The sequence below is a fragment of the Pleomorphomonas koreensis DSM 23070 genome (assembly GCF_000425185.1).
Taxonomy (GTDB): Bacteria; Pseudomonadota; Alphaproteobacteria; order Rhizobiales; family Pleomorphomonadaceae; genus Pleomorphomonas; species Pleomorphomonas koreensis.
This window is the reverse complement of sequence record NZ_AULH01000023.1, coordinates 23,069-36,299: the sequence shown is the minus strand read 5'-3', so window position 1 is coordinate 36,299 and position 13,231 is coordinate 23,069. Positions and strand designations below refer to the sequence as shown.

General features: G+C 67.9%; 12 protein-coding genes. 2 read left to right on the top strand and 10 right to left on the bottom strand.

What is annotated here, in order from left to right; genetic code table 11:
- Nucleotides 1-109: 109 nt before the first annotated feature.
- The 4 genes from H512_RS0117770 to H512_RS0117755 all read right to left on the bottom strand — a co-directional run bounded on the left by H512_RS0117770 (nt 110) and on the right by H512_RS0117755 (nt 2,982).
- Nucleotides 110-691, bottom strand: a complete 582-nt coding sequence (locus H512_RS0117770) for a YqaA family protein (protein ID WP_026784601.1) — start codon at nt 689-691, stop codon at nt 110-112.
- Nucleotides 692-779: 88 nt separating this feature from the next.
- A complete protein-coding gene (gene thiL, locus H512_RS0117765) occupies nt 780-1,772 on the bottom strand; it encodes a thiamine-phosphate kinase (RefSeq protein WP_026784600.1) in 993 nt (330 codons plus the stop codon).
- Between the two features lies 1 nt (nt 1,773).
- Nucleotides 1,774-2,274 carry a transcription antitermination factor NusB gene (nusB, locus tag H512_RS0117760; protein WP_026784599.1) on the bottom strand — a complete coding sequence of 167 codons (501 nt, stop codon included), beginning with the start codon at nt 2,272-2,274 and terminating at the stop codon, nt 1,774-1,776.
- A gap of 195 nt (nt 2,275-2,469) precedes the next feature.
- Nucleotides 2,470-2,982, bottom strand: a complete 513-nt coding sequence (locus H512_RS0117755; protein WP_026784598.1) for a ClbS/DfsB family four-helix bundle protein — start codon at nt 2,980-2,982, stop codon at nt 2,470-2,472.
- A gap of 102 nt (nt 2,983-3,084) precedes the next feature.
- On the opposite strand from H512_RS0117755, the gene H512_RS0117750 reads away from it, so the two are divergent.
- Nucleotides 3,085-3,732, top strand: coding sequence for a MarC family protein (locus H512_RS0117750; RefSeq protein WP_026784597.1), 648 nt, complete (start codon nt 3,085-3,087; stop codon nt 3,730-3,732).
- 61 nt (nt 3,733-3,793) lie between these two features.
- On the opposite strand, the gene H512_RS0117745 is transcribed toward H512_RS0117750, so the two are convergent.
- The 3 genes from H512_RS0117745 to H512_RS0117735 all read right to left on the bottom strand — a co-directional run bounded on the left by H512_RS0117745 (nt 3,794) and on the right by H512_RS0117735 (nt 6,786).
- A complete protein-coding gene (locus H512_RS0117745) occupies nt 3,794-4,108 on the bottom strand; it encodes a hypothetical protein (RefSeq protein ID WP_026784596.1) in 315 nt (104 codons plus the stop codon).
- 131 nt (nt 4,109-4,239) lie between these two features.
- The gene (locus tag H512_RS0117740) at nt 4,240-6,327 is read right to left on the bottom strand and encodes a molybdopterin oxidoreductase family protein (RefSeq protein ID WP_026784595.1); all 2,088 of its coding nucleotides are present in this window, start codon (nt 6,325-6,327) and stop codon (nt 4,240-4,242) included.
- A gap of 102 nt (nt 6,328-6,429) precedes the next feature.
- The gene (locus H512_RS0117735) at nt 6,430-6,786 is read right to left on the bottom strand and encodes a carboxymuconolactone decarboxylase family protein (protein WP_026784594.1); all 357 of its coding nucleotides are present in this window, start codon (nt 6,784-6,786) and stop codon (nt 6,430-6,432) included.
- Nucleotides 6,787-7,173: 387 nt separating this feature from the next.
- Between H512_RS0117735 and H512_RS25980 the strand changes: the two genes are divergently transcribed.
- Nucleotides 7,174-9,183 (top strand): methyl-accepting chemotaxis protein, encoded by a 2,010-nt coding sequence (locus H512_RS25980; protein WP_053240013.1) that lies wholly within the window; start codon nt 7,174-7,176, stop codon nt 9,181-9,183.
- 73 nt (nt 9,184-9,256) lie between these two features.
- Here H512_RS25980 and thrS read toward each other — a convergent pair whose 3' ends face one another.
- The 3 genes from thrS to H512_RS0117715 all read right to left on the bottom strand — a co-directional run bounded on the left by thrS (nt 9,257) and on the right by H512_RS0117715 (nt 12,607).
- The gene (thrS, locus tag H512_RS0117725; RefSeq protein WP_026784593.1) at nt 9,257-11,227 is read right to left on the bottom strand and encodes a threonine--tRNA ligase; all 1,971 of its coding nucleotides are present in this window, start codon (nt 11,225-11,227) and stop codon (nt 9,257-9,259) included.
- A gap of 115 nt (nt 11,228-11,342) precedes the next feature.
- Nucleotides 11,343-11,810, bottom strand: a complete 468-nt coding sequence (locus H512_RS0117720) for a threonine/serine exporter family protein (protein WP_026784592.1) — start codon at nt 11,808-11,810, stop codon at nt 11,343-11,345.
- Complete coding sequence (locus H512_RS0117715) at nt 11,810-12,607, bottom strand: threonine/serine exporter family protein (RefSeq protein ID WP_026784591.1); 798 nt, start codon at nt 12,605-12,607, stop codon at nt 11,810-11,812. The genes H512_RS0117720 and H512_RS0117715 overlap by 1 nt, the downstream gene beginning before the upstream one ends.
- Between the last annotated feature and the right edge of the window lie 624 nt (nt 12,608-13,231).

Genomic DNA, 13,231 nt, shown 5'->3' with positions numbered 1-13,231 from the left:
TTACCGATATAGGCTCGGGATGCGGCGTCAAGGGCGTGAAAGCGCCAAGCCGACAATTTTATGGATTTGTCCCCATCCGCCGCCGGAAAAGCGGCGCGGCGCGGGGCTTTCAGACGACGTAGCGCGCCGCCACGAAGCCGCCGACGATGACGATCAACAGGCCCCACATCACCGCGTCGAGCCGCCGCTCGATGAACTCGCGCACCGGCTCGCCGAAAAGGCGCAGCAGAAAGGCGACCAGGAAGAAGCGGGCGCCGCGCGTCACCACGCAGAGCGCCACGAACAGCGGGAAGTCGTAGGCGGCAAAGCCCGAGGCGATGGTCACCAGCTTGAAGGGGATCGGCGTCAGACCCTTGATCAGGATGATCCAGGCGCCGTAGTGGGCATAGGCGGCGCGGAACTCCTCGAAGCTCTGGCCGTAGCCGTAGACGCGGATCAGCCAGGCGCCGACGCTGTCGAACAGGAACAGGCCGATCGAATAGCCGAGGATGCCGCCGAGCACCGAGGCGATGGTGCAGATCAGCGCGTAGGTGAAGGCCTTGTCGCGGCGGGCCAGTACCATCGGCACCAGCATCACGTCGGGCGGAATCGGGAAGAACGAGCTTTCCGCGAACGACACGGCGGCGAGCCATGTGCCGGCCTTGCGGCTGCCGGCCAGCGACATGGTCCAGTCGTAGAGCTTGCGGAACATCGGCCCTCCGGAAAACGAATGACGCCGGCCTGAAAGCGAGGCCCGCCGAGGTCTACCGGCTCGCCCCGGACGACGCAAGGCAGATGCGTCAGAAATGCCGGTAGGAGCCGGAGCCGAGGTCGGCGAGCGCCGGATGATCGCCCTCAACGGCGATGCCCTCCCCCGCCCGCGTCCGGCCGATCGCCACGGCCGGGATGCCGGCCACGGCTGCGGCGGCGAGGAAGGCGTCCGCCTTGTCATCAGCCATTGACAGCGCCAGCTCGTAATCGTCGCCGCCGGTGAGCGCCACGGCGAGCAGGCGCGGATCGGCGGCGATCGCCGCCCGCGCCGCTTCCGACAGCGGAACCCGGTCAGCGTCGATCTCGATGCCGACGCCGGACGCCGCCGCCATCTTGGCGAGGTCGCCGACCAGACCGTCGGAAATGTCCATGCCGCCGGAAGCGCAAGCCGCCACCGCCGAGGCCAGCGCGCCGCGCGGCCGCGGCAGCAGATAGCGGTCGAGAAGGTGGTCGCGATGGGCGTCGGAGAGCCCCAGCCGGCCGGACAGCGCCGGATCGAGGCGCAGCCGCAGGCCGAGCGCCGCGTCGCCGATCGTGCCGGTGACGACGATCGTCTCGCCGGCCCGCGCGCCGCCGCGCCTGATCATGCCGCCTTCGCTGACCTCGCCGATCGCCGTTACCGACAGCGTCAGGCCGGCCGGCGAGCGCACCGTGTCGCCGCCATAGAGCGAGATGCCATAGGTGGCCTGGTCGGCGGCGAGGCCGGCGCCGAGCGCGTCGACCTGATCGGCCGTGAAGTCCTGCGGCAGGCCGAGGGCGAGGAGATAGCCGACCGGCGTCGCCCCCTTGGCGGCGAGATCGGACAGGTTGACGCGCAGCGCCTTCCTGGCCACCGCGTTCCAGGGGTCGTCGGCAAAGAAATGCACGCCGCTCACCACCTCGTCCTTGGTCAGCACGAGATCAAGGCCGGGGCGCGGCCGGTAGAAGGCGGCGTCGTCGGTGAGGCCGAGGGCGCCGTCGGCGGCCAGCGGCGCGAAAACGCGGGCGATCAGCTCGAATTCACCGATGCCGCCCGACGCCATGTCACGCTCCCTCTTGCGGGAACTCGTCGGGCCGGTTCTCGTGGGCGATGCGGTCGAGCACGCCGTTGACGAGGCGCGGCTCGTCGTCCTCGAAGAAGGCGCGGGCAACGTCGATATATTCGGAAATGATCACCCGGCCCGGCACGTCCTTGCGGCGGATCAGCTCGTAGGCACCGCAGCGCAGAATGGCGCGCAGCGTCGCGTCGACGCGCTTCAGCGGCCAGTCCTCGACCAGCGCGGTGTGCACCATCGGGTCGATGGTCCGCTGGTCGGTGACGACACCGCCAACGATGTCACGGAACCAGCCGGCGTCAGCCTGCCGGTATTCGAAACCGTCGATTTCCTTGCCGAGCCGGAACGCCTCGAACTCCTGCACCACCTCCAGGAGGTCGCCGCCGCCGATTTCAAGCTGGTAGAGCGCCTGAACGGCGGCAAGGCGGGCGGCACCGCGCTGGTTGGCCGGGCGCGGCTCGGGTCGGGCACCGGATCGATCGTCGGTCATCTGCCGTGGTCTCCTGGACGGGCCGGGGATCGACCGGAAGTCTTTCCGGGATCGCGTCCGCGCCCACGCGGACCGGCGCAGGGACGGCGCCGTCGCAGGTCCGCAAATCGGCGGCCGGTCCTGATGTTGCTGTGGCGGCGCAAAAACCACGGAACGGCGCGTTTGTCCAGCGAAAACGGCGCTTCCACCGGCCGATCAGGGAAGACCCTTTTCCTTCTTCCAGCGCCTCAGGCGCTTGCGGGCGTTATCGAAGGGCGAGGAGGTGTTGAACTGAATCATCCGGCCGAAGGTGTAGGCCTCGTACCATGGCTTGCCGTAGAGATCGTCGTCACAGGTGGCGTCGATCACCGCGAGAATACGCTCCTTGGCGGCAGCGAAGCGGTCGAGCAGCGCCGGATAGTCGAGGCCGGCATAGTCGGCGTAGAACTTCTGCGCCAGTTGGCCGAGGTCGTTCCACCGGTAGCCGGAGTCCGGAAAGTCGACCGGCTCGCCGGCGCTGCGGCGGGCGTGCCATTTCAGCACCAGCTCGCACCAGCCGGTGAGATAGGCGACGAGGTCGTGCACGCTCATCACCGTGCCCTTGGCATGCCCTTCGAGCGTCGCCTCGCGGGCGAGCGCCGTCGGCACGCTGTCGAGATCGGCGCGCAGCTTCCGGTAGTTGGCGCTGATGGCGTCGACAAGTTCTGTCTTGCAGGCAGGTATGGCCACGTCGTTTTCCCCTTGATCGCCCCTCGGCAACCACCCTGCCCCTTTCGGCGCCGTCGCTTTTCTGTCAGATGAGCGGGCAACTTCCGAAACGGCGGACAGGCCATGCCGATCGACTATATCCTCAATGCCTTCGCGACACTTTTCGTCACCATCGATCCGGTCGGCCTCGCGCCATTGGTCCTGGCGCTGACCGCCGGCGCCCGTCCCGACATGCGCCGCGCCGTGGCGACCCGCGCCTCGGTGATCGCCTTCCTGGTGCTGATCGCCTTCGCCTTCACCGGCGCCGGCATCCTCACCTTCCTCGGCATCTCCATGCCGGCCTTCCGCATCGCCGGTGGCCTGCTGTTGTTCTGGATCGCCTTCGAGATGGTGTTCGAGAAGCCCAAATCCGGCTCCGGCGACAAGGGCGCCCATGCCGACGTCGCCGTCGGCCATCCGCAGGCGATCGGCGAGGACATCCGCCATCTCGCGGTGTTCCCGATCGCCATTCCGTTCCTGGCCGGCCCCGGCGCCATCTCGGCCACCATCCTCCTGTCCGCCCAGGCGCACGACCCGCTGACCATGGCGATGCTGGTGCTGATCATCGCCGCCATCATCGGGCTGTCCTTCGCCATCTTCATCGCCGCCGACCGCATCGACCGCTACCTCGGCGACACCGGCCGCAACGTGCTGACGCGGCTCCTGGGCGTGCTGCTGGCCGCGCTGGCCGTGCAATTCGTCGCCGACGGCATCAAGGCGATCCTGGCGTGACGAAGCGCCCGCCGGATACTCTGGCATCCGGCAGGGGACATTTCCGATCGGCGGAGCGCGGTTACTTGCCGGCGAAGGCGGCAGCAATGGCGGCGCGGATCGCCTTGTCCTGGTCGGCGGTGAGCTTCGAGCGCGACGGCGCGTCGAAGCTGTTACCCTCGAACTGCGACATGGCCGTCTGAGCGGCCTTGCGGCAGCGGTCAATCATCGAATTCCGGTCGATGCCCTCGGCCCGGTACTGAACGTTGACGCAATAGTCGAGGAACTTGCGCGACAGCGTGTCGCGGGAAATCGTATCGGCTGCCGCCGGCAGCACACCCATCACGCCGACGGCGAGCAGCACGCCCGCAACCGCACTGGAAATCACCCGCATCATGGCCTCGCTTTGAGAATCCCCGGACCGCGCCGCGCGGTCCCGACATTGCCGGCTTCTTATGTCAAACACCGGACGGCCGCAACGGACGGCCGCCACCGCCGGCCGTTTCGGCCGGCAGGTTTGCACGATGATCACAATTTCCTGAGCCATACCTTGGTGTCGTGGAAGGCGGCGCCGCCATAGGGGGCGATCTCGTCCGAGCCGGTCAGCGTGTTGATGCCGACGCCGCCGGCATGCGCCCGATTGCCCCAGATGCCCTCGGCCACCACCACGCCGGCCTTCAACCCCTCGAACAGCTCGGCATGAAGCTGCACGCGGCCGCGATGATTGCCGATCTCCACGGCGTCGCCGCCCGCTATGCCGAGCCGGGCCGCGTCGTCGGGCCTGACCTTCAGCGTCGGCCGGCCCTCGCGGCCGATCGAGGTCGGCGTCTCGGTGAAGGAGGTGTTGAGGAAGTTGCGGGCCGGCGCGGTGACCAGGCGGAAGGGGTGCGTCTCGTCGGCCTCCTCCACCACCGGCCAGTAGTCGGGTAGCGAGGGCATGTCCCGCCACGGCCCCATCGGCCCGATGTTGGACGACTTGATGTTCGTCCAGTCCGGCTTGAAGCGGAACTTGCCGTCCGGATAGGCGAAGCCGTGGACGTAATGGGCGGTGTCGAAGTCCGGCTGCAGATCGAAGAAGCGCTTCTCCTCCAGCTCATTGAGCGTGCCGAGGCCGGAGCGCCGGAGCATCCAGTCGACGTGCTCACGCGCCGTCATCCCGAAGCCGGGATGCTCGGCGCCGAGCCGCTTCGCCAGTTCGTCGATGACGAAGATGTTTTCTCGCGGCCCGTCCGGCGGCTCGACCAGCTTCGGCCCGAACAGCAGGCTCTGCTGGCCGCCGGCCTTGTAGATGTCGTCATGCTCCAGGAACATGGTGGCCGGCAGCACGATGTCGGCCATCTTCGCCGTGTCGGTCATGAACTGCTCGTGCACACAGACGAACAGGTCGTCGCGCGAGAAGCCGCGCCGCACCTTGTCCTGCTCGGGCGCCACCGTCATGGGGTTGCAGTTCTGGATGATCATCGCCTTGACCGGCGGCCCGCCCCGCAGCGCCTCGGCCTCGCCCACCAGCACCGGTCCGACGCGCGAATGGTCGAGATGACGAACACTCCGGTCCTCGGCGTCCTCGCCCTCGATCATCGTCTTGTCGAGGCGGAAGATGGCGCCGTTGCTGTGGAAGGCGCCGGCGCCCTCGCGCGGCCACAGGCCGAGCACGGTGGCGATCGACTGCGCCGCGTGCATGGAGACGACGCCGTTGCGCGACCGCGTGAAGCCGTAGCCGAGGCGGAAATAGCTGCGCGGCGTGGTGCCGACCAGCTTGCCGAACGCCTCGATCTCCTCGACCGAGAGGCCGGTGATCGCCGCCGCCCACTCCGGCGTCCGCGATCTGAGATGCGCCTCCAGCTCGGCCGGCGCGTCGGCGTATTTATCCATGTAGGCGCGGTCGGCGTAGCCGTCGCGGAAGGCGATGTGCATGACGGCGCAGGCCAGCGCCGCGTCGGAGCCGGGCCTGAGCACCAGCCCGAGGTCGGCCTGCCGCACCGTCTCGGTCTCGTAGACGTCGACGGCGACGATCTTCGCCCCGCGCGTCTTTCTGGCGCGGACGGCGTGGGTCATCACATTGACCTGCGTCGCCACCGCGTTGGTGCCCCAGATGACGATGCAGTCGGAAAGCTGCATCTCGCGCGGATCGGGCCCGGCCAGGCGGCCGGTGCCGGCGATCCAGCCGGTCCAGGCCGGCGTTGTGCAGATGGTTTCGTGGCTGCGCGAATATTTCTTGACGTGGCGCAGCCGTTCGAGGCTGTCGCGCTGCACGAGGCCCATGGTGCCGGCGTATTTGTAGGGCCAGACGCTCTCGGCGCCGTACTCCCGCTCGGCCGTCAGGAAGGCGTCGGCGACGCGGTCGAGCGCCTCCTCCCAGGAGATTTCCCGGAACTTCCCCTCGCCCTTGGCGCCGACGTTGAGGAGCGGCTTCATCAGCCGGTCGGGGTGGTAGAGCCGCTTGGCATAGCGGCCGACCTTGGCGCAGATGACGCCGGCTGTGTAGCTGTTGTCGGCCGAGCCGCGGATACGGCCGATGCGACCGTCCGGCGTCAGCTCGACGTCGAGGGCGCAGGTCGACGGACAGTCGTGCGGGCAGGCGGAATGGGCGATGCCCGGGCGAAGCGTGACGTTCATGGCAAGGCGATCCGGTGCGAAACGGGCCGCCACGTTACAGGCTCCCGGCAACGAGGTCGCGCCTTTTTTGCGGGCGGACCCCGACGCCGGCGGAGCGGCCGGTCAGCCCGGTGCCTTCTGCTCCTTGAACTGGCTCCAGGCGGTGAGCGCGTGGTTGGCATACATCACCGACGGGCCGGCGCCCATGTAGATCGCCATGCCCAGCGTTTCCCATACCTCCTCGTCGGTGGCGCCGGCACTGAGCGCCGCCTTGGTGTGGAAGGCGATGCAGTCGTCGCAGCGGACGGCGACGCCGATGGCCAGGGCGATCAGCTCCTTGGTCTTGGTGTCGAGCGCCTTGGGCGCCAGCGCCGCCTGCGCCATGGCCGAAAAGGCCTTCATCACCTCGGGCGTGCCGCTCCGCACCGCCTTCAGCTCGCCGGACAGGTATTTCGCGGTGTCGGGCCAATCCTTGATCATTTCGGTCTCCATATATTTGTATATTAAGATATACATATACACGATCGCCCGAAAAGTCCATGACCGCAGCCGTCCAGTGCCGCCCGTATGAATACCTAGACGCGCATCGCCTCCCGCCAGGGAACACGCAACCTTGTTAATTTTGCTGTTTCGCTTTGCAGAACTGCCCGCTAATTCCGCAGTTCTTACCTCACGATCGGAGCAACCGGGGCCCTCCCGGCGCGGGTTGCCGACTAAATAAGCCGCAGACTGCCGCATCGGTAAGCAGAACGGGCCAATTAACCAGGGAACAATTCAAACGAGAATTTACCGGCCACAGTCATTTGAATTAGTCGTCTGTTAATCGGCCGAAAGTCTACTTGAACCAAAACAAGCAGGGGATTCGGCATGTTGTTTCGCTCAAAGACGTCCGGCTCCCGCCGCGCACGCGGCGGATTGTCCATCCGTCTCAAGGTCGCTTCGCTGTCGCTGGTCTGGCTCGCCGGCCTCGCCGTCGTCTCCGGCACCAGCGGCTACGCCGTCCTGTCCATGCGCGCGCTGGAGGACACCGCCTCGGCGGCCGCCGGCCTGTCGCTCCTGTCGGAGCAGACGCAGAGCCTCGCCAACAAGCTCGCTGCCAAGGAGCGGCTGTTCATGGTGGCGCCGACGCCGGACCGGGCCAAGGAGATCGATAGCCTGATGGACGAGGCGCGCCAGACCATCGGCCGCCTCGGCGCGGCGGCCGGCGCCGTCGGCGCCGCCACGGCGGAAGCCGGCCAGCTCGGGCAACTGTTCGACAAGATCGCCGGCCAGTTCAGCGAGGTGAAGGGCGGCCAGGTCAAGCTCGGCTTCGACGACGCGGGCGGCATCCGCGGCGACATGGAGACCACCTTCCAGGCGCTGCGCACCGACCTCAACAAGGCGACCAGGAGCGGCCAGAACCCCGACACGGTGCGCGTCGTCCAGGCCTTCGCCCAGCTCAATCAGGCGCGCGCCGAATTCATGCTGCGCCACGACGGGCCGAGTTCCGGCGCCTTCGACGCCGCCGCCGGCCGCCTCATTCGCGAGCTGGACAAGACCGCGATCGCCGACGACGTGAAGACCCAGCTCAAGACGAAGCTCGCCGCCCATTCCGCCGCCTTCTCGGCCTATGTCGAGGTCTATGCCGGCTGGGTGAAGGTGGCCGACCAGACGTCGCTGTCCTTCGACCTCGCCGAGCCGCTGACCGGCGCCGTCAAGAGCGCCGCCGCCGATCTCGACCGGACGACCGCCGACGCCTTCGCCGTCGGCAGCACCTTCGCGCTGCGGCTGATCCTCGCCGTCGTGCCGCTGACGCTCCTGGCCGGCGGCCTGATCAGCTGGCAGATCAGCCGCTCGATCACCGGTCCGCTCGGCCGCATCCGCGCCACCATGGACGTGCTGTCGCGCGGCGAGGCGGCGACGGTCGCCGACACCGAGCGCGCCGACGAGATCGGCGCCATGGCCCGCACGCTGGCCGTCTTCCAGGACAATCAGGCCGAAAAGGCCCGCCTCGAAGCCGAACAGCGCGCCGACGCCGCAGCGCGGCTCGGCCGCCAGGAGGCCTTCGAGGCGGCGGTGCGCGACTTCCGCGCCGTGGCCGGCGGCCTGACGCGCGCCGTCACCGACACCATGGCCGGCATGCGGAGCGCCGCCGACGAGTTGCAGAGCGAAGCGGCCCGCGCCCGGACGCAGGCCGAAGGCGCTTCGGCCGCCTCGCAGGGGGCGTCGGAGAAGGTCACCGTGGTGGCCGGCGCCGCCGAGGAGCTGGCTTCGTCGATCGGCGAGGTGGTCAGTCACGTCGGCCGCACCACCACGGTGATCGGCGGCGCCACCGAGGGCGCCCGCCGCACCAACGAGCAGGTGGCCGGCCTTGCCGACGCCGCCAGCCGGGTGGGACAGGTGGTAACGCTGATCCGCTCCATCGCCGAGCAGACCAACCTGCTGGCGCTGAACGCCACCATCGAGGCGGCCCGGGCCGGCGAGGCGGGACGCGGCTTCGCCGTGGTCGCCGCCGAGGTCAAGCAGCTCGCCGACCAGACGTCGAAGGCCACCCAGGAGATCGCCGCCCAGATTTCCGAGATGCAGACGTCGACCGCCGCCGCCGTCGAATCGATCCGCGCCATCGCCGGCACCATGGAGGAGGTGAACCGCGCCACGCTCGGCATCGCCTCGGCGGTGGAGCAGCAGGAAGCCTCCACCAACGAGATCAGCCGCAACGTCAGCGAGGCCTCGGACAACACCGTTACCGTGTCGGCGAACGTCGGCCGGGTAGCCGAGGCGATCGGCAAAACCTCCGACACCGCCCGCCACGTCGAGACCGCCGCCGCGCTGGTGCTCGACCAGACCCGCGACCTCGAAGCGACGATCGACGATTTCCTGAAGCGCGTGGCGGTGTAGGGCCGGCCGTTCCAAAAGGAGAAAGGCCCGGATCGCTCCGGGCCTTTCGCTGTTCAGATCGTCGCTGCGCCGCTCAGTCCTCGGCGAGCGCCCGCTTCACATCCGGCGGCACGATGTCCGCCTTGACCATGGCCAGCGCCTCGTCGAGCGACATCGATTTCGGATGCTGCGAACCGAGGGTGCGGACGTTGACCGAGGTCTCCTCGGCCTCCTTGCGGCCGCAGACGAAGATCAGCGGGATCTTGGCCAGCGAATGCTCGCGGACCTTGTAGTTGATCTTCTCGTTGCGGAGGTCGATGTCGGCGCGCACGCCGGCCTTCATCAGCTGCCGATAGACCTCCTGCGCATAGGCGTCGGCCTCGGAGGTGATGGTGGTGACCATCACCTGCGCCGGCGCGAACCACAGCGGGAAGTGGCCGGCGAAGTTCTCGATCAGGATGCCGAGGAAGCGCTCCATCGAGCCGCAGATGGCGCGGTGGATCATCACCGGCGTCTTCTTGCTGCCGTCGGCGTCGACGTAGAAGGCGCCGAAGCGCTCCGGCAGGTTGAAGTCCACCTGCGTGGTGCCGCACTGCCACTCGCGGCCGATGGCGTCGCGCAAAGTGTACTCGAACTTCGGGCCGTAGAAGGCGCCCTCGCCCGGATTGATGCCGGTCTTGATGCGGCCGCCCGACCGTTCGGCGATCTCGCCGAGCACGCGGGTCATCACCTCCTCGGCGTGATCCCAGAGATCGTCGGAGCCGACGCGCTTCTCCGGCCGGGTGGAGAGCTTGACGGTGATCTCATCGAAGCCGAAGTCCTCGTAGACCGACAGGATCAGGTCGTTGATCTTGTGGCATTCGGCGGCGAGATCGGCCTCGGTGCAGAAGATGTGCGCGTCGTCCTGGGTGAAGCCGCGCACCCGCATCAGGCCGTGCATGGCGCCCGACGGCTCGTAGCGGTGCACGACGCCGAACTCGGCGATGCGCATCGGCAGGTCGCGGTAGGATTTGAGGCCGTGCTTGAAGATCTGGATGTGGCCGGGGCAATTCATCGGCTTCAGCGCGAAGATGCGCTTGTCCTCGGCCTCGTCGCCGGCCGACTGCACGGCGAACATGTTCTCCTTGTACCAGCCCCAGTGGCCGGAGGTCTCCCACAGCACCTTGTCGAGCACCTGCGGCGCGTTGACCTCCTGGTACTCGCCCTTCAGCCGCCGCCGCATGTAGGCGGTCAGCTCCTGGAACATCGCCCAGCCCTTCTGGTGCCAGAACACGACGCCCGGCCCCTCCTCCTGGAAGTGGAACAGGTCCATCTCGCGGCCGAGCCGGCGGTGGTCGCGCTTCTCGGCCTCCTCCAGCATGGTGAGGTAGGCCTTGAGGTCCTCCTCGGTGTGCCAGGCGGTGGCATAGATGCGGGTCAGCATCTCGCGGTCGGAATCGCCGCGCCAGTAGGCTCCAGCCACCTTCATCAGCTTGAAGGCGTTGCCGATCTTGGCCGTCGAGGTCATGTGCGGGCCGCGGCAGAGGTCCATCCAGTCGCCCTGCGCGTACATCTTGATCTTCTGGTCGGCCGGAATGGCGTCGACCAGTTCGACCTTGAACGCCTCGCCCTTCTTCTCGAACCAGTCCTTGGCCTCGTCGCGGCTCCAGACCTCCTTGGTGAACGGCTTGTCGCGGGCGATGATCTCCCGCATCTTCGCCTCGATCTTCGGCAGGTCCTCGGTGGTGAACGGACCTTCCGGCCGGTAGAAGTCGTAGTAGAAGCCGTTGTCGATCACCGGGCCGATGGTCACCTGCGTGCCGGGGAACAGCTCCTGCACCGCCTCGGCCATCACGTGCGCCGCGTCGTGGCGGATCAGTTCGAGGGCGCGCGGGTCGTCGCGCGTCACGATCTCGAGCCGGGCATCGGTGACGATGGGGTCATTCAGGTCGCTGAGCACGCCGTCGAGCGTCATGGCGACGGCTTTCTTGGACAGCGATTTGGAAATCTGGGCGGCGATCTCGGCGCCGGTGGTCCCCGGAGCGTAGTCGCGCTGCGAACCGTCGGGGAAAGTCACATGGATCATGGTCGGTCCTCTTCTCGCTCACTCCCGCAGACGACGCGGGTAAGCCGATGATTTGACCGGTTGCCTTTACCGACTCGGATGGCGGTTTGTCCAGCGTTTGCCGGCCATTGCCCGGTCAGAAATCCTGATTCCGGAGGAGATGGGCCGGAATCAGCAGGCCGGCGCCGATCGCCCCGAGGGTGAAGATCACCCTCAAGAGCGACTGCACGGCGACGATCAGCGTCGTCTCGGCGTCGACGAGGTTCGGCGCGGTGACCGACAGGAAGCCGAGCAGCGCCTGCCCGAAGAAGGCGCCCGGCACCATCGGGATGCAGCCGGAGAGAGCCACGGCATTGCAGGCCGGGCCGAGCTGCCGCCTCAGCGCCGATACCGAGCAACTCGTCACGATGGCCGCCGCGAAGGAGGCGCCTTCGAGGCTCCAGGCGAGATCCTGGCCGACGGTGCGCACGGCGAGCGCCAGCGCGCCGGCGGCGGCGCACCACGGCAGCGCCCGGAAGCCGAAGTTGAACAGCACGCCGAAGCCGGCGGCGGCGAGCGCCCCGAACAGGGCCTGGTGCAGGAGGTGCGGCAGGAGTTCCAGCATCAGAGCGTCCTCAGGCCGAGCAGCGCCTCGGCGAACCAGACGCCGACCGAGGCGAACACCATGATCATCAGCACCCAGACGGCGCGGGCGCTGCCCATGGTCGGGTAGCCGTCCATGATGTCGGTCTGGGCGTTGGTGGAGGGCACGCCGGGAACCAGAAGCAGGATCGACGCCATCATGGCGAGGCTGACGGTGTTGCTTTTGATGAGGATCGAGCCGATGCCGCCGAGCGTCGCGGCGAGAAAGGCGATCAGGCCGGCGACGATGAACACGTTGACGCCCTGGTGCAGCAGTTGGTGGCGCACGTACTGCCCCACCGTTCCCGCCACCAGCACCGCCGCGAAGGCCGGCCAGTCGACGCCGAGCAGCCGGCCGAACGAGGCGCAGGCGATACCGACCGCCACCGCCACCACCCAGGCCGGATGGCGCGGCGTGTCGCGGGCGAGCCGGCCGATCTCGGCCTCCACCTCGTCGACGGTCATGCCGCCCTGCGCCACTCGTACGGCGAGCTGGCGGATCGCCTGGTCCAGGCGGTGATTGACGCCGAGCCGGCCGACCTGAATCATGCGGGTGATGGTGTTGCCGCCGGCGTGGAGGGTGATTTCCAGCGAGGCATAGCCCGAGCGCATGCCGACGTCCTCGACGCCGAAGCCGCGGGCGATCATGCCGACGCCGGCATGCACCACCGATACCGAGGCGCCGCTCTCCATCATGATCCGACCGGCCCGGAGCGCCATGTTGGCGATCCGCTCCAGGTCGCGATGACGGGCGATGACCGGGTCTTGCTGCTGTTCCATGGCGCCCCGTCGTCTCACGGATTCGCCCCGACCCGCGTCGGGGAATCGGCTGGTCTTTCCGTGAGATAACAGGGCGGCGCCCGGCCGGGCAAGTCGCTGGCCGGCCAGCGGCCGCTTTTTCTTGAGCCTTTGATGCCAAAAAGCGCGCCGGACCGGGAGCGAGCGGGGGCGTCGTCCTCGGAGGGCGAATCCGACGCAAGCCATTGAGGCGCCGGCCTTTACGCGCCATCCGGTCCGCCCCGGACCCCGGTGAACACCGCCCTTGCGGCGAGGGCGCACTACCGCTACCGTCCGTTCGGTCTTCGGCGGGAGCGCGGCGCTTGCACAAAAGGCTTAGCTGTGCCAAGACCTATGAAGAACGGGCTTGCTCGAAATGAAACGGTTCTAGCAAACCCTTTCAAGGCAGCCGCGGCGCGGAGGAGAACAGCGCGCCGACGGAGAGCCGGAGGTTGGGAATTGGGGCTGGATCTCGCGGCGCCCAGACGGGCGGCGGCGAGGCAAAAACAGGCGGGGACCGATCCTGATACGAAGCGCAACGGACGCCTAAGCAACCATGGGTTGCATATTTTCTTGCGTCTAAACCACGATCTCGAAAACAGATGCAGTTCACCGCAGCGTAGTTGA

Excerpts from the sequence above, each read along its gene's own strand:
- thrS (WP_026784593.1), bottom strand. The coding sequence starts at position 11,227 with ATGATCCATGTGACTTTCCCCGACGGTTCGCAGCGCGACTACGCTCCG.
- H512_RS0117770 (WP_026784601.1), bottom strand. The coding sequence starts at position 691 with ATGTTCCGCAAGCTCTACGACTGGACCATGTCGCTGGCCGGCAGCCGC.
- H512_RS0117750 (WP_026784597.1), top strand. The coding sequence starts at position 3,085 with ATGCCGATCGACTATATCCTCAATGCCTTCGCGACACTTTTCGTCACC.
- nusB (WP_026784599.1), bottom strand. The coding sequence starts at position 2,274 with ATGACCGACGATCGATCCGGTGCCCGACCCGAGCCGCGCCCGGCCAAC.
- H512_RS0117745 (WP_026784596.1), bottom strand. The coding sequence starts at position 4,108 with ATGATGCGGGTGATTTCCAGTGCGGTTGCGGGCGTGCTGCTCGCCGTC.
- H512_RS0117740 (WP_026784595.1), bottom strand. The coding sequence starts at position 6,327 with ATGAACGTCACGCTTCGCCCGGGCATCGCCCATTCCGCCTGCCCGCAC.
- H512_RS25980 (WP_053240013.1), top strand. The coding sequence starts at position 7,174 with ATGTTGTTTCGCTCAAAGACGTCCGGCTCCCGCCGCGCACGCGGCGGA.
- H512_RS0117715 (WP_026784591.1), bottom strand. The coding sequence starts at position 12,607 with ATGGAACAGCAGCAAGACCCGGTCATCGCCCGTCATCGCGACCTGGAG.
- thiL (WP_026784600.1), bottom strand. The coding sequence starts at position 1,772 with ATGGCGTCGGGCGGCATCGGTGAATTCGAGCTGATCGCCCGCGTTTTC.
- H512_RS0117735 (WP_026784594.1), bottom strand. The coding sequence starts at position 6,786 with ATGATCAAGGATTGGCCCGACACCGCGAAATACCTGTCCGGCGAGCTG.
- H512_RS0117720 (WP_026784592.1), bottom strand. The coding sequence starts at position 11,810 with ATGCTGGAACTCCTGCCGCACCTCCTGCACCAGGCCCTGTTCGGGGCG.